This window comes from Streptomyces globisporus C-1027 (assembly GCF_000261345.2).
Lineage (GTDB): Bacteria > Actinomycetota > Actinomycetes > Streptomycetales > Streptomycetaceae > Streptomyces > Streptomyces pakalii.
Genome location: NZ_CP013738.1, coordinates 693359 through 707146, shown reverse-complemented (window position 1 = coordinate 707146; position 13788 = coordinate 693359). Strand labels below are relative to the sequence as shown.

Genomic DNA, 13788 nt, shown 5'->3' with positions numbered 1-13788 from the left:
CGGACTCGGGGTGCGTGGCCGAAACCCGTCCTTGTTAACCGGACAGCTGTCCGTTACGTTTTTCGAGGTAAGCGGACAGTGGTCCGGTTAGGGCTACCTTACTCCCGGCCGGGGCCTGCGGTCGCCGACCGAAGTCCCGGTTCTCGTCTCCCGACACCAGAGAAGGCTGAACATGGCCCCAGCGCCCTCGTCGACGTCCAGTGCGATCACCCTGAACATCAACGGCGAGAAGCATCACCTGCCCATCGACCACCGCACCACGCTCCTCGACGCCCTGCGCGAGCGCCTCGACCTCACCGGCACCAAGAAGGGCTGCGACCAGGGGCAGTGCGGCGCCTGTACCGTCCTGGTCGACCAGCGGCGCGTCGTCTCCTGCCTGAGCCTCGCGGTCGCGGCCGAGGGCCGCGAGATCACCACCATCGAAGGCGTGGCCGATGCCGACGAACTGCACCCCGTCCAGCAGGCCTTCCTCGACCTCGACGGCTACCAGTGCGGCTACTGCACGCCCGGCCAGATCTGCTCGGCCATCGCCGTCATCGAGGAACACGCGGCCGGCTGGCCGAGCGCCGTCACCGACGACCCGGCTCCCGAGGCGGGACCGCCACCGCTGACGCCCGAGGAGATCCGCGAGCGGATGAGCGGCAACCTGTGCCGCTGCGGCGCCTACGTCTCGATCGTCCAGGCCGTCGCCCGCGCCGCAGGGGAACACGCCGCAGAGGGAAGCACGGCCGGGAAGCACGCCGCAGAGGGACACGCGGCCGGGAAAGACGCCGCCGAGGAGGCCGCCGCATGAGGGAATTCGGCTATCAGCGCGCCCACGACGTCACCGGTGCGGTCACCCTCCTCGCCGCCGACCCGGACGCGCGGTATCTAGGCGGCGGCACCAATCTCGTCGACCTGATGAAGACCGGCGTGGAACGCCCCGCCCTCCTCGTGGACGTCCGCGAACTCCCCCTGGACCGCATCGAACCCACGGCGGACGGCGGCCTGCGCATCGGGGCGACCGTCACCAACAGCGATCTCGCCGTCCACCCCGAAGTCCGGCGCCAATACCCGGCGTTGACCCAGGCCCTGCTGGCCGGAGCCTCCGGGCAGCTGCGCAACATGGCCACCGTCGGCGGCAATCTCCTCCAGCGCACCCGCTGCGGCTACTTCACCGACCTCTCCCAGCCCTGCAACAAGCGCTCCCCGGGCAGCGGTTGCCCCGCCGTCTCGGGCGAGCACCACAACCACGCGGTCCTCGGCGCATCCGGCCACTGCGTGGCCGTGCACCCCTCCGACATGGGGGTGGCCCTCACCGCCCTCGACGCCTTCGTCTCCTACGAGAGCGCAGACGGACCCGGCGAAGTCCCGATCACCGACTTCTACCTCCCCGTCGGCGACACCCCGCACCGGGAGACCGCCCTGCCGCCCGGCGCGCTGATCACCCATGTGACCCTGCCCGCCGCGCCCGTCGCCGCCCGCTCCCGCTACCGCAAGGTGCGCGAGCGCGCCTCGTACGCCTTCGCCATCGGCTCCGTCGCCGCCGCACTCGCCGTCGAGGACGGCCGCGTACGCGAAGCACGCCTGGCCCTCGGGGCCGTCGCCTCCCGCCCCTGGCGCGCCCGCGCGGCCGAAGCCGTCCTGACCGGCGCACCGGCCGACGGCGCGACCTTCGCCGCCGCCGCGGACGCCGAGCTGGCCGCCGCCCGGCCGCTGCCCCACAACGGATACAAGGTGACCCTCATGCGCAATCTCGTGGTCTCCGTCCTGACCGAACTCGCCGGGGAGGACGCCCGATGACGACCACCACCCCGGGCCCCTCGGCGCTCCGCGGCGCCGTCGGCACCGCCCGTACCCGTATCGAGGGCCGTGAGAAGGTCACCGGCGCGGCACGTTACGCGGGCGAGATCCCCTTCGCGGACCTGGCCCACGGCTGGCTCGTGCTGTCCACCGTCACCCGTGGCCGGATCCTGGACGTGGAGACCGCCCCGGTCCTCGCCATGCCGGGCGTGCTCACCGTGCTCCACCACGGCAACGCCCCCCGCCTGCACACCGATTACGTCGGCATGCTCGGCACCCCGCCCGACCCGACCTGCGCGGTCTTCCAGAACGACCGGGTGCCGTTCGCCGGCTGGCCGGTCGCGCTGGTCGTCGCCGAGACCCCCGAGGAAGCGAGGGAGGCGGCGGAAGCGCTCGTCGTGACGTACGACAGCGAACCCCACGACACCGCGCTGCACGCGGAGCACCCCGGCGCCTATGCCGCCGCCGGCCACATGCCCGCCGAGACGGAGAAGGGCGACCTGGAGGCTCAACTGGCCGCCTCCGCCTTCGTGGTGGACGCGGAGTACACCACCCCCGAAGAGCAGCACAGCATGATGGAGCCGCACGCGGCGACCGCCCGGTGGGAGGGAGGCCGGCTGGAGGTCGTCGACTCCAACCAGGGCGCCGGCTGGGTCCAGGGCGAACTGGCCACGATGTTCTCGCTCGACGCCTCCTCGGTGCGGGTGCGCTCCGAACACATCGGCGGCGGCTTCGGCAGCAAGGGGCTGCGCGCCCACCAGGTGTCCGCCGTGATGGCCGCCACCGCCCTGCAACGCCCGGTACGCGTGGTGCTGACCCGGCGTCAGACGTTCTCGCTGGGCGGCTACCGCAGCCCCACCACCCAGCGGGTCAGGCTCGGCGCGGCCCCCGACGGCCGGCTGCTGGCCCTGGAACACCGCTCGCTGAACCAGACGTCCACGGTGTACGAGTTCGTCGAGCCCAGCGCCGGCGTCGCCCGGGTGCTGTACGACGCCGACGCCCACCGCACCGCCAACCACGTCGTCCGGCTCGACGTGCCGTCCCCGACCTGGATGCGGGCACCGGGGGAGGCCCCGGGATCCTTCGCGATCGAGGCGGCCCTCGACGAACTCGCCGAACGCGGCGGCATCGACCCGATCGAACTGCGCCTGCGCAACGAGCCGGACGTCGGTCCCGTCTCGGGGCTCCCGTTCAGCAGCAACAACCTCGCCGCCTGCTTCCGCGAAGGGGCCCGCAGGTTCGGCTGGGCGGACCGCGACCCGCGCCCCGGTACCCGGCGGGAAGGACGCTGGCTACTGGGCACCGGCACGGCCGCGGCCTCCTTCGGCGCCGGGGCCGCCCCCTCGACGGCCGTGGTCACGGCCGAGGCGGACGGCTCCTTCACCGTACGGATCACCGCCGCCGACATCGGCACCGGAGCCCGCACCGCGCTCACCCTGATCGCCGCCGACGCGCTGGAGACCGCACCCGAACAGGTCCGGGTCCGCATCGGCGACAGCGACTTCGGCCCCGCGATGATCGCCGGCGGATCCATGGGCACCCGCTCCTGGGCCTGGGCGGTCACGGCGGCCGCCGCCGAACTGCGGGAGCGGCTCGCGATGACCACGTCCATCCCGCCGGAGGGCATCACCGTACGGTCCGACACCACCGAGGCCCTCGGGGCGCTCGCGCGGAAGGAACGCCACTCGTTCGGCGCGCAGTTCGCCGAGGTCGCCGTGGACACCGCCACCGGCGAGATCCGGGTGCGCCGCATGCTGGGCGTCTTCGCGGCGGGCCGGATCGTCAACCCGCTCACCGCCCGCAACCAGCTCGTCGGCGGGATGACCTGGGGAATCTCGATGGCCCTGCACGAGGAGGCGGTCCGCGACCGCAACAGCGGCGGCCACTACGCCCCCGACCTCGCGGGTTACCACGTCGCCACGCACGCCGACACCCCCGCCATCGAGGTGGACTGGGTGGACGACCACGACCCGGAGGACCCGGTGGGCATCAAGGGCGTCGGGGAGATCGGCATCGTGGGCGCGGCGGCGGCCGTCGCCAACGCGGTCTGGCACGCCACCGGCGTACGCCACCGGGATCTGCCGATCCGCCCCGACCGGGTCCTCGCCGCGACGGGGCAGGAGCCCGCCGGGGGAGTGGCGGATGCTTGACATCGCCGGTGAGCTGCACCGGTGGATGACGGAGGGCCGGGAGTTCGCGGTCGCCACCGTCGTCTCCGTCGGCGGCAGCGCGCCGCGCGGGCCGGGGGCAGCCCTCGCCGTCGACAGCGAGGGAACCGCGATCGGCTCGGTCTCCGGCGGCTGTGTGGAGGGTGCGGTCTACGAACTGTGCGCGCAGGCCCTCGCCACCGGCGAGAGCCTGCGTGAGAGTTTCGGCTACAGCGACGAGGACGCCTTCGCCGTCGGCCTGACCTGCGGCGGCGTCCTGGACATCATGGTCACGCCGGCACGGTCCGACGCACCGGGGCGGGAGGTCCTGCGGGCCGCGCTGTCCGCCGCGGTGTCCGGTGAGGCGGCGGCCCTCGCCCGGGTGGTGGACGGCTCCGAAGGATTCCTGGGGCGGGCGCTGCTCGTCCGCGCCGACGGCTCCCAGGCGGGCGGGCTCGGCGGCCACCCGGAGCTGGACCGTACGGCGGCGGCCGAGGCCTCGGCCCTGCTGGACACCGGCCGCACCGGCACCGTCGCCCTCTCCGAGGACGGCTCGCACTGCCCCGGCGGACTCACCCTGCTCGTCGAGACCAGCGTCCCGCCGCCCCGCATGATCGTTTTCGGCGCGGTCGACTTCGCCGCCGCGCTGGTCCGGGCCGGCAAGTTCCTGGGCCACCATGTGACGGTGTGCGACGCCCGGCCCGTCTTCGCCACGCCCGCCCGGTTCCCCGAGGCCGACGAGGTCGTCGTCGACTGGCCCCACCGCTATCTGCGGCGTACCCGCACCGACGCCCGTACCGTGCTGTGCGTCCTCACGCACGAGGCCCGGTTCGACGTGCCGCTGCTCACGGAGGCGCTGCGGATGCCCGTCGCGTTCGTCGGCGCGATGGGGTCGCGCCGCACCCACGAGGACCGCACCCGGCGGCTGCGCGAGGCGGGCCTCGGCGACCGTGAGCTGGAGCGGCTGCGGTCGCCCATCGGGCTGGACCTCGGAGCCCGTACGCCGCAGGAGACGGCGCTGTCCATCGCGGCGGAGATCGTCGCGGCCCGGCGTGGCGGCACGGGCCTGCCGCTGACCGGGGGAGCGGAGCCCATCCACCGGGAGCCCGGCCCGGAACGACGGGTCGTCAGCCGGCTCTGAGGCCGTCGTGGATCGGGGTGCGAGGACCTCCGAGATTCCTCCTACCCGGCGTCCTGCCGGCGCACCATCTCGGCGATCCAGTCCGGCGCGTACGGGGAGGTGCACCCCGGGGAGGTCGGATAGTCCTTCAGCACCCCCAGGCGCTCACCGATGCCGACGGCCCGCGCACGAAGACCGGGGTGGTCGATGCCGATCCGGGCCAGGCAGTGGTTCATCGCCCACTGCAGACGGTCCGGGGCGTCCTTCATCTCCGCCTCGATGACGTCCAGCAGCCCCGGAAGGTCGAGGCCGTCGGGCTTCTTGCCGACGCGCTCGGTGGTGAGCGCCCAGCCGGCGCTCGCGACCACGGGATCCGGATCGGCGGACCAGGCCACGCGCAGCTCCTCGGCGTGCGGGCTCTTCTTCACCACGTAGTTCACGAGCCAGTCGTGCACCTTGGGTGCGCGGGCCTCGCGCAGCATGCGGTCCAGGGCGTCACGCCCGAACGCCTTCGGGCGGCAGATCAGGAGCGCCAGCAGCCTCGCCGCGGTGTCGTCCGTCTCCCAGAGCCGGACCGCGAGCTCCTGTTGCGTCTTGAGCCGTTTCGCGACGGCCCGCAGCTTGCCGAGGTTCACCCCGTGGTCGTCGCCGTGCTTCTCGTTCACCGCGCGGGCCCGGGGGTCCTCCAGCGCGGCCAGCTCGGCCATGACCTCCGCCACTGTCGCGTCGACCGGACTCCCTGCGGCCACCTCGGTCTCCTGTCGGTCGGTCGGAACGGGGGATTCAGCGTACGACGGTTGCACGAACAGCGGATCGTGCGTTTGGCGGAGCCGTACGGGGTCACTCCGGTACAGCGGCGCGAGCCACCGAGCACCGGACCGCCCGGTGACGGTCCCCGCGGGCTCTGCCCCGCTGGCGAGGAGACATGAACCGCTCGACGGTGGAACTACTGCTGACCGCACAGGAGGACACGATGCGTGACGTGCGCAGGATCTTGCGGGCCAAGGTCCTGAAGGCCCGCGGACTGGTCAAGGAGTCGGACGGCAAGGCGCTCGACGACCAGGGCCGCAGGGACGAGGGACGGCGTCGGCAGGCCGACGCGGACCGGCTGGGGCGGCGGGACCGCCCGGACGGGACGTCCGGCCGTTGAACGGCGGCCGAGGGGTGCGGCTCTCCGAGGGCGAGGACGACCCGGTGACTCCGGAGGTCCTGCCGGACGCTTCCGTCACGGCCCCGGCGGTGGGTGGGGCGGCCCCGCGTCCGGGCCGGGTCGTGCGGCTTCCGGGGGTGTACCGCCCGCAGACCGACACGCTGCTGCTGGCCCTGGCCATGCGCCGCGAGGGGATCGGCCCGGGTACGGATCTGCTGGATTTGTGCACCGGGACCGGCGCGCTGGCCCTGCACGCCGCCCGGCTCGGTGCCCGCGTCACCGCCGTGGACATCAGCCGCCGGGCCGTGGCGTCCGCACGGCTGAACACCGCGCTCGCCCGCCTGCCCGTCACCGTACGCAGGGGAGACCTGCTCCGGGCCCTGCCGGGCCGTACGTTCGACGCCGTCGTCAGCAACCCCCCGTACGTTCCTGCCCCCGGCCTGACCGTGCCGCGCTACGGGCCCGGCCGCTCCTGGGACGCGGGCCCCGACGGCCGGGTGATCCTCGACCGCATCTGCGACGACGCCTTCACCGCCCTGCGCCCCGGCGGTCTGCTCCTGCTCGTCCAGTCGGGGCTGAGCCGCCCGGACGAGACGGTCGGCAGGCTGTCCGCGGCCGGTCTCGATGTCTCCGTGATCGACCGGGTGACCATCCCGTTCGGTCCGGTCACCCGCCGCCGGGCCGCCTGGCTGCGCGATCAGGGCCTGCTGCGGGACCGGCCGGACAGGGAGGAACTGGTGGTGATCCGTGGCCGGAAGGAATGAGGCACCACGCCGCGTGGTGGTGAACCGGGAGGGCCCGATCCTGGTGGAAGGGCCGGTCGAGGTCGTCGGCGACGACGGTACGACGACCCGGTCCGACCGCTTCGTCGTTGCGATCTGCACCTGCCGCCGCAGCCGCGCCTACCCCTGGTGCGACACCAGCCACCGCCGCCGCAAGCCCGCCGGGCCCGCGGAAGACCGCCCCGACGGCCGACAGCCCCAGAAGGGCGAGGAGGAGCCACGACCGTGACGACCCAGGCCACCACCCCCCGCGACAGCCCGGCGGCGCCCCCCGAGCTCCCCCCGGCGCGCGGACCCCTGAGCGAGGGCGTCCTCGCCGCGCTGGCGGGCAGCGGCACCCGGCTGCCCGCCGCCGACGCGGTCCGCCGCTCCGACCCGTACGGGGACGACCTCCAGCTCCTCCTGTACGTCCTGTACGAGCTCCACTACCGGGGGTTCGCCGGGGTGGACGAGCGACTGGAATGGGACCCCGCCCTGCTCGGCGTCCGCGCGGCGGCCGAGGCAGTCTTCCTGGACGCGCTGCGGCGCGACGCCGGCTCGGGCGGGCGGGACGTGGCCGGGGCGGTGGACGAGCTCCAGGTGGAACCCGTCGGGGACGACGGCCACGGCGTCAGCCACCACCTCCGGCGGGAGGGCGAGCTGTGGCAGCTGCGCGAGTACGCCGTCGTGCGCTCCCTCTACCACCTCAAGGAGGCCGATCCGCATCTGTGGGTGGTGCCCAGGCTCCGGGGCCGGGCGAAGGCGGGCATGGTCGCCGTCGAGTTCGACGAATTCGGCGCGGGACGGGCGGAGAACGTCCACGCCCAGCTCTTCGCCGACCTGATGACCGACCTCGGCCTCGACCCCCGGTACGGCCACTACCTGGACGCCGCGCCCGCCCAGGCCCTGGCCGTCGTCAACATGATGTCCCTCTTCGGCCTGCACCGGCGGCTGCGCGGAGCCCTGGTCGGCCACTTCGCGACCGTGGAGATCACCTCGTCCCCCGGATCGAGGCGACTGGCCGAGGCTCTGCGCCGGGCGGGTGCGGGCCCCGCCGCCCAGCGGTTCTACGACGAGCACGTGGAGGCCGACGCGGTCCACGAACAGGTGGTGCGCCACGAGGTGATCGGCGGCCTGCTGGAGGACGAGCCCGGCCTCGCGGCCGACGTCGTGCTGGGCATCGAGGCGACCGGACACCTGGAGGACGTCCTCGGCGACCACCTGCTGGCGGCGTGGCGCGAAGGCCGCTCGGCGCTACGCACACCGCTGACGCCCTGAGAAGGGCGTGGCCCGTCAGGCGACACCCTGGAGCACACCGTCGCGCACGCGCTCGCAGGACTGGCTGAGCAGGCGCGACACGTGCATCTGCGAGATGCCGAGGCGTTCGGCGATCCGCACCTGGGTCATGTCCTGGAAGTAGCGGAGGTAAAGGATCGTCCGCTCCCGCTCCGGAAGCTCCCGCAGCCCCGGCTTGGCGGCCTCACGGTCGACGGCGGTGTCCAGGGCCGTGTCGCAGGACCCCAGCCGGTCGAGCAGGGGCGAACCGCCCTCCACACCCGCGGGTTCGGCGTCCAGCGAGAGGGCGCTGTAGCTCTCCAGGGCCTCCAGTCCCAGAGCCACGTCCTCCTCGCCGAGCCCGGTGGCCGAGGCGATCTCGGCGCAGGTCGGGGACTCGCCCCCGCCGCTCTGCGCCAGCTCGCGGCGTGCCACCCGCACCCGGTTGCGGAGGTCCTGGACGCGGCGCGGCACATGGACATCCCAGGTGTGGTCGCGAAAGTGCCGCTTCAGTTCCCCGGTGACCGTGGGTACGGCATAGGTCTCGAAGGCCTTGCCCCGCTCCGGGTCGTAGCGGTCGACCGCCTTGACCAGCCCCATCGCGGCCACCTGCCGCAGATCGTCCATGGCTTCGCCGCGGTTGCGGAACCGAGTGGCGATCCGGTGGGCCATCGGGAGCCATGCGCAGATCGTCTCCTCGCGCAGCGCGTCACGTTCGGGCCCGGGAGAAAGCGCCCGCAGCCGCCGGAACGCCCGGTCGGGCGATGGGGTGTCGGTAGGGCGGTCGTTCTCGGGGGCGGGTGCTGCCTGCATGGCGGTCACTCCTCGTCGACAATGCGTTTGGGCCGCCGCGGGAAGGTCGCCGGGTCGGACAGATGCGGCCCGGAATCCCACGGGCGCGCCTCTTGTCCGAAGCACAAAACCCCCCATACCCGGCTGAAGCTGTGCTAAACATGCGTACCCCGAGGCTCCGAACCGCGCGAGTCGGTTCCGCGCGTCTCAGCCGGGGTCCGCCCCGAACGGGCTGTCGTCGAGATGGTCGAGCAGATCGGCGACGTCCCGGTAGACCACGTCCGCCCCCGCCCGCTCCAGATCGGCGCGCGGGATACCGCCCGACAGGAGCGCCACCGCGCCCACCCCGGCCCGGGCCGCCGCCTCCATGTCCCACACCGTGTCGCCCACGAACACCGCCTGCTCCGGAGTGACACCGGCCAGTCGGCAGGCCAGCTCCACGGGCTCCGCGGACGGCTTGCCGCGGTCGACGTCGTCCGAGCTCGCCGTGTCCCGGATCGCCTCGTCCGCGTCCACCGCCCGCCGCAGCGCCGCGAGCTCCGCACCGCTCGCCGAGGTGGCGAGGACGACCCGCCAGTCACGTCCGGCCAGGGTGCGCAGCAGGTCGCCGGCGCGCCGGAAGGCGGGAAGCCGGTCGAAGTACGTTCCGTAGAGGACCGTGTGCGCGGAGCTGATGGCCTCGTCCTGCTCGGGATTCCGGTCGGCCCCGAGCAGCCGCTCGATCAGGTCATGGGAGCCGAGCCCGACCGCCCGGTGGATGTCCGGCATCGGCACCGTGTGCCCGGCCTGCCGGAACGCCTCCCACCACGCCACCACATGCAGGTGGTTGGTGTCCGTGAGCGTGCCGTCCACATCGAAGATCGCCGCGCCTGCCATGCTCAGCCGTTCCTCTCGCCGCGCACCGACTTTCCCGCATGTCAGCTGTCAGCTGTCGCGGTGCTGGGGGATGTCTTCCTCGTCCGTGACGTGGACGGCAGCTTCCTCGGCCGACGCGGCGCCGCCGTCGATGCCCACGTCTTCGGCGAACACGTCGTTCTCCCGCCCGGTCGCGTCGTCCGCGCCACTGAGCCGGCCTGCCCGGGGCTCGACGGTGGACCCTTCCTGGGGTTCGCCCTCGCCCTCGGCGAGGTCACCGATGCCGTCGCCCGCGGGCGGCTCCACATCGTCGACCTCCTGGGCAAGCCGCTGGTCCAGCGATTCGCCCTGGCGCTCCTCCGCCCCCGTCGTGCCGAACTTGGTCACACCCAGGGGGCGTTCGGGAGGGCTGTAGCCCTCCTCCATCTGGTCGTCCAGGTCCCGTTCGTCGAGCGTGTTCTCCAGGTCGAGCTCATCGTTCGGGGGAATCGAGCCGTCGTCGTCCTGCGGCTGGTAAACGTCATCGCCGCGTGCGTCTGCGGGCATGTCCTGCTCCTCGTCGTTCGGGCGGCTGTCCGGCCGGATGGTGCCGACCGGCAGTCAGCGCCCGAGGGCCTTGCGGAGCTGTTCCTTGTTCATGGAGGAACGCCCGTCGATGTTCTTCTTCCTCGCCTCCGCGTACAGCTGGTCCTTCGTGGGACCCTGCGCGCCCTTGTGGGAGCGTTCGCCGCCGCGTTCGTAGGCGGACTTCTTGTCCTGAGTCGACGTCTTGCTCGCCGTCCTCGACTCGCCGGACCGGGCGCGCTGCTTGTTGACGGTCCGTGCCGCGATCTCCTTCGCGCGGCCCGTCGAGGCGCCCTGTTCCTCCTGGCTCTCCTTGATGTGCTCGTACTGCCGTTCACGCTTCTTGTTCGATCCGGCCGGCATGACGTGCTCCTCACTCCGTCTCGGGGGACGACCCCCGCGTTTCCCGTACGGATCCCACTAAACAGCGCGCACCGGAACAACGCTCCTGGAGACGTGGACAGGAAGTAACTCCCTCAAGCCGGCGGACGGCGCCGATGGCTGCTTTCCCAACCGGTCGGCGCCTGAGCTCCGCGTACGCCGGATACCTGCTGCAGGAGTACCCCCGCAACGGAGGCCAAACATGCTGCGTCCGTCGTTGGGCCGTACGTGTCCGACCTCAGGTCACGGCCGGGGACGCAGACCGGGACCGCTGGTGGGAGGCGCACCGGAGATGCTGCTGACCAACTGCGCACAGAGGTCCCTGAGTTTCACGTTGCGGTGCTGCGACGCGGTACGCAGGGTCTTCAGCGCCTCCTCCGAACTGCAACGGCGCTGGTTCATCACGATCCCGGCCGCCTGGTCGATCACGGCGCGTGACTGGAGGGCGGCCTCCAGATCGGCGGTGAAGGTCCGGGTGTCCGCGAGCCGCTGGGCGAGCGCGACGGCCCCCGTCGCCTGGGCGGCCAGTGCGCGCAGTCCGCCTAGATCGACGTCCTCGAAGCCGTTCTCCTTGGGCGAGTAGAGATTCAGGGCGCCCGCCGTGTGGGAGTGCGCCGCGATCGGCAGCGAGAGCGACGACCGGGTCCCGGAAGCGACCGCGAAGGCGGGGTAGCCGTTCCAGCGGCCCTCCTCACGCATGTCGCTCACGTAGACCTCGTGCCCGTCGCGCAGCGCCTCCAGACAGGGGCCGTCGTCCTGCCCGTACTGGGCCTCGTCCAAGGGCGGTGCGCTGATGCCCGCGCTGGCTACCGTCAGCGGGCGGTTCTCCCGCTCCAGCGTGACGCCGCACCCGTCGGCCGTGGGGGACATGCGCAGGGCGTTCTCGGCCAGCGCGAGGAGAAACTCGTCCACCGTGTTCGTGTCCAGCAGGAGAGAGACGAGGTCGGGCGGCCCCGGCGTGAGCACTCCGTCGTCGGTCATGATCGCTCCCTTCCGGTTCGGGGCCCTGGGACCAGCATGGCACTGTACGGGCCGTGTCGCGCCGCCCCTTGCGTGTACCCCCTCCGGGGGCGGACACCGCCCCCGGCCTGCCGCCGTCGCACAGGTGTCGAGCGCCGAAGAATGGGCATACGAACCCGACGCAGGTCAGGAAGCGGCCGCGCTCTCAGCCCTGCTTCCCTGGAGTGCCCATGTTCCTGCTCAGCTATCGCCTCGACGCCGCCCACCTTGTCGTGGAACTCGGCGGAGTGGTCGACCTCGACAACGAGGCGGCGATCGAGCGCGAGATCGTCCGCCTACTGCCATGCTGCGGACCCCGGGCGATCATCGTGGACATCCGCACCCCCTTGCTCACCCCCCGGGCTCTGGGGCTCCTCCTGCGGGTACGGGGCCAGGCCGAGGAGCGCGGCATCTCGATGGCCGTGGTGGCCGGGCACGACATGGCCCGCGAGATCCTGAGCGCCGCCGGGCTCCACCGCGTCCTGCGGGTCGCCGCCACCCTCCCGGGCGCGGAGCTGCGCAGCCGGGGGTGCCGGCCGGAGCCGGAGACGTCCCGGAACGCCGGGCCCGGCGCCCGCCGAAGTGTGCCGCCGGCCGCCGGGGCGTCGCCGCGGCCGCGCGGTCCGTACGCCGACACGTCCCGCCCCCGCATCCCGGGGAAGCGCTGAAGGCCGGAGGCGGTGGCCGAAGCTGACGGCGGATCGACTGCACGGTGCACACCCCGCGGAGTCGACCCCCGTCGTGCTGCGGCGATTCCGGGCCGGAGCGGACCAGCTCGGCGACGCCGGGCCGACCGCGCCGGACGGGAGAGGGCATAATGAAGCGCTGGAGGTCAGGAAACGGCCCGCAAGAATTTTTCCTGCCTCCGTGGAGTTTTCCGTGAACCCCTCCCCTCGTCGCCGCGCCGCCCTCGTGGCCTCGGCACCGCCTCCGCCTGCCGACATTTCCAGCGCCGCGCGCCCGCCTCTACGGGCGCCCCGCAGCAGGCATCCCGTGACGAGAACCCACCACCCCGCAGGCGCCCCGACGGCAGCCCTCCTGCCCGCGCCCGCCCCTCTGCGGCCGCCCGGCCTCGACGACTGACCCTCCGCACCGCCTCACGCCCGGAGCCCGCTCGGCGCCGGTGCGTCGGTGGCGGCTGCCCTGTCCCGGCGGCCCGGACCGCGCCGCCCAGCTCTGCCCCGCCCTTTTCGACGGCGGGTCACCGCCCAGAACGAGATGATCATGACTGACAGGCCCGTGGCCGAGGCGCCGGACACGACCGCGCTGCTCCTGGAGACCACGTCGCTGGACGACTTCCTGCGTGCCCTCGCCCGGAGCGCCCTCGCCCTGGTCGAGGAGGCCGACGGCTGCGGCATCACGCTGGAGAGGCTCGGGCGTCCGGTCACCGTCTCCAGCGTGGGGGCCTCCGCCACGAAGCTGGACGAGGCCCAGTACGGCCAGGACGACGGCCCGTGCCTCCAGGCGATGCGCACAGGCCAGGAGGTCAGCGTGCCCGACACTCTGCGGGAGAACCGCTGGGCCGACTACCCGGCCTACGCCGCGGTCTGCGGTGCCCGCTCCTCGCTGTCGTTGCCGATCGCACCGCACAGCCACACGGCAGGAGCGCTGAACCTGTACGCGCCCGTCCCGCACGCCTTCGACACGGCCGACCTGACGGCGCTGAGGCTGCTCACCGCACAGGCCACCGGGGCCATCGCCCTGGCCCAGCGCATCGCGGACACCGAAGAGTTCGCCGCGGACCTGGAGGCCGCCCTGCGCTCGCGCACCGTCATCGACCAGGCGATCGGCGTCGTGGTCGGCCAGCAACGCTGCACCCCGGAGAAGGCCTTCGACGTTCTGCGCACGGCGTCGCAGCACCGCAACATCAAGCTGCGCGAACTCTGCGCCGAGCTGATCGCCAGCATCACCGGCGAAACCCCGCCGGAGGCACGGATCCGGCCCCGGGCCTGAAGCCCGGTC

General features: G+C 73.0%; 16 protein-coding genes. 10 read left to right on the top strand and 6 right to left on the bottom strand.

The features are described 5' to 3' along the window. Positions 1–172: 172 nt before the first annotated feature. From WQO_RS02910 to WQO_RS02895, 4 genes are read left to right on the top strand one after another with little or no spacing between them, the layout of a single operon-like run. The gene (locus tag WQO_RS02910) at positions 173–793 is read left to right on the top strand and encodes a (2Fe-2S)-binding protein (protein WP_010062640.1); all 621 of its coding nucleotides are present in this window, start codon (positions 173–175) and stop codon (positions 791–793) included. Further along, positions 790–1782 carry an FAD binding domain-containing protein gene (locus WQO_RS02905; RefSeq protein ID WP_010062641.1) on the top strand — a complete coding sequence of 331 codons (993 nt, stop codon included), beginning with the start codon at positions 790–792 and terminating at the stop codon, positions 1780–1782. The genes WQO_RS02910 and WQO_RS02905 overlap by 4 nt, the downstream gene beginning before the upstream one ends. Further along, complete coding sequence (locus WQO_RS02900; RefSeq protein ID WP_058953854.1) at positions 1779–3932, top strand: xanthine dehydrogenase family protein molybdopterin-binding subunit; 2154 nt, start codon at positions 1779–1781, stop codon at positions 3930–3932. Before WQO_RS02905 ends, WQO_RS02900 begins: the two co-directional genes overlap by 4 nt. After that, the gene (locus WQO_RS02895; protein ID WP_010062643.1) at positions 3925–5070 is read left to right on the top strand and encodes an XdhC family protein; all 1146 of its coding nucleotides are present in this window, start codon (positions 3925–3927) and stop codon (positions 5068–5070) included. Before WQO_RS02900 ends, WQO_RS02895 begins: the two co-directional genes overlap by 8 nt. A 41-nt stretch (positions 5071–5111) precedes the next feature. Here WQO_RS02895 and WQO_RS02890 read toward each other — a convergent pair whose 3' ends face one another. Beyond that, positions 5112–5798 (bottom strand): DNA alkylation repair protein, encoded by a 687-nt coding sequence (locus tag WQO_RS02890; RefSeq protein WP_010062645.1) that lies wholly within the window; start codon positions 5796–5798, stop codon positions 5112–5114. A gap of 176 nt (positions 5799–5974) precedes the next feature. Between WQO_RS02890 and WQO_RS02885 the strand changes: the two genes are divergently transcribed. Genes WQO_RS02885 through WQO_RS02870 form a run of 4 tightly spaced genes read left to right on the top strand, consistent with a single transcriptional unit; the run spans position 5975 to position 8238 of the window. Beyond that, the gene (locus tag WQO_RS02885; RefSeq protein WP_010062647.1) at positions 5975–6199 is read left to right on the top strand and encodes a hypothetical protein; all 225 of its coding nucleotides are present in this window, start codon (positions 5975–5977) and stop codon (positions 6197–6199) included. Next, the gene (locus WQO_RS02880; protein ID WP_382796750.1) at positions 6196–6963 is read left to right on the top strand and encodes a HemK2/MTQ2 family protein methyltransferase; all 768 of its coding nucleotides are present in this window, start codon (positions 6196–6198) and stop codon (positions 6961–6963) included. The genes WQO_RS02885 and WQO_RS02880 overlap by 4 nt, the downstream gene beginning before the upstream one ends. A gap of 13 nt (positions 6964–6976) precedes the next feature. Continuing rightward, positions 6977–7210, top strand: coding sequence for a CDGSH iron-sulfur domain-containing protein (locus tag WQO_RS02875; RefSeq protein ID WP_010062649.1), 234 nt, complete (start codon positions 6977–6979; stop codon positions 7208–7210). Next, positions 7207–8238, top strand: coding sequence for an iron-containing redox enzyme family protein (locus tag WQO_RS02870; RefSeq protein WP_010062650.1), 1032 nt, complete (start codon positions 7207–7209; stop codon positions 8236–8238). The genes WQO_RS02875 and WQO_RS02870 overlap by 4 nt, the downstream gene beginning before the upstream one ends. 15 nt (positions 8239–8253) lie before the next feature. Here the strand turns inward: WQO_RS02870 and WQO_RS02865 are convergent, their stop codons facing one another. From WQO_RS02865 to WQO_RS02845, 5 genes are all read right to left on the bottom strand, one after another. Further along, the gene (locus WQO_RS02865; protein ID WP_029182502.1) at positions 8254–9048 is read right to left on the bottom strand and encodes a SigB/SigF/SigG family RNA polymerase sigma factor; all 795 of its coding nucleotides are present in this window, start codon (positions 9046–9048) and stop codon (positions 8254–8256) included. 186 nt (positions 9049–9234) lie between these two features. Then, positions 9235–9903, bottom strand: a complete 669-nt coding sequence (locus WQO_RS02860; RefSeq protein ID WP_010062652.1) for an HAD family hydrolase — start codon at positions 9901–9903, stop codon at positions 9235–9237. Positions 9904–9951: 48 nt separating this feature from the next. Further along, complete coding sequence (locus WQO_RS02855) at positions 9952–10428, bottom strand: DUF5709 domain-containing protein (protein WP_010062653.1); 477 nt, start codon at positions 10426–10428, stop codon at positions 9952–9954. A 54-nt stretch (positions 10429–10482) separates the two neighbouring features. Further along, positions 10483–10809, bottom strand: coding sequence for a hypothetical protein (locus WQO_RS02850; protein ID WP_010062654.1), 327 nt, complete (start codon positions 10807–10809; stop codon positions 10483–10485). 261 nt (positions 10810–11070) lie between these two features. Continuing rightward, positions 11071–11808: a GAF and ANTAR domain-containing protein gene (locus WQO_RS02845; protein ID WP_010062656.1), complete on the bottom strand. Its 738-nt coding sequence runs from the start codon at positions 11806–11808 to the stop codon at positions 11071–11073. Between the two features lie 209 nt (positions 11809–12017). Here WQO_RS02845 and WQO_RS02840 point away from each other — a divergent pair, with 209 nt between their 5' ends. Together WQO_RS02840 and WQO_RS02835 are read left to right on the top strand one after the other, a co-directional pair. Then, positions 12018–12494, top strand: coding sequence for an STAS domain-containing protein (locus tag WQO_RS02840; protein ID WP_010062658.1), 477 nt, complete (start codon positions 12018–12020; stop codon positions 12492–12494). A 556-nt stretch (positions 12495–13050) separates the two neighbouring features. Continuing rightward, positions 13051–13779, top strand: coding sequence for a GAF and ANTAR domain-containing protein (locus tag WQO_RS02835; RefSeq protein WP_029182503.1), 729 nt, complete (start codon positions 13051–13053; stop codon positions 13777–13779). The last annotated feature ends 9 nt before the right edge of the window (positions 13780–13788 follow it).

Bases quoted from the DNA above. Each gene is read 5' to 3' on its own strand.
- WQO_RS02910 (WP_010062640.1), top strand. From the start codon at position 173: ATGGCCCCAGCGCCCTCGTCGACGTCCAGTGCGATCACCCTGAACATC.
- WQO_RS02905 (WP_010062641.1), top strand. From the start codon at position 790: ATGAGGGAATTCGGCTATCAGCGCGCCCACGACGTCACCGGTGCGGTC.
- WQO_RS02900 (WP_058953854.1), top strand. From the start codon at position 1,779: ATGACGACCACCACCCCGGGCCCCTCGGCGCTCCGCGGCGCCGTCGGC.
- WQO_RS02895 (WP_010062643.1), top strand. From the start codon at position 3,925: ATGCTTGACATCGCCGGTGAGCTGCACCGGTGGATGACGGAGGGCCGG.
- WQO_RS02885 (WP_010062647.1), top strand. From the start codon at position 5,975: ATGAACCGCTCGACGGTGGAACTACTGCTGACCGCACAGGAGGACACG.
- WQO_RS02865 (WP_029182502.1), bottom strand. From the start codon at position 9,048: ATGCAGGCAGCACCCGCCCCCGAGAACGACCGCCCTACCGACACCCCA.
- WQO_RS02860 (WP_010062652.1), bottom strand. From the start codon at position 9,903: ATGGCAGGCGCGGCGATCTTCGATGTGGACGGCACGCTCACGGACACC.
- WQO_RS02855 (WP_010062653.1), bottom strand. From the start codon at position 10,428: ATGCCCGCAGACGCACGCGGCGATGACGTTTACCAGCCGCAGGACGAC.
- WQO_RS02850 (WP_010062654.1), bottom strand. From the start codon at position 10,809: ATGCCGGCCGGATCGAACAAGAAGCGTGAACGGCAGTACGAGCACATC.
- WQO_RS02845 (WP_010062656.1), bottom strand. From the start codon at position 11,808: ATGACCGACGACGGAGTGCTCACGCCGGGGCCGCCCGACCTCGTCTCT.
- WQO_RS02840 (WP_010062658.1), top strand. From the start codon at position 12,018: ATGTTCCTGCTCAGCTATCGCCTCGACGCCGCCCACCTTGTCGTGGAA.
- WQO_RS02835 (WP_029182503.1), top strand. From the start codon at position 13,051: ATGACTGACAGGCCCGTGGCCGAGGCGCCGGACACGACCGCGCTGCTC.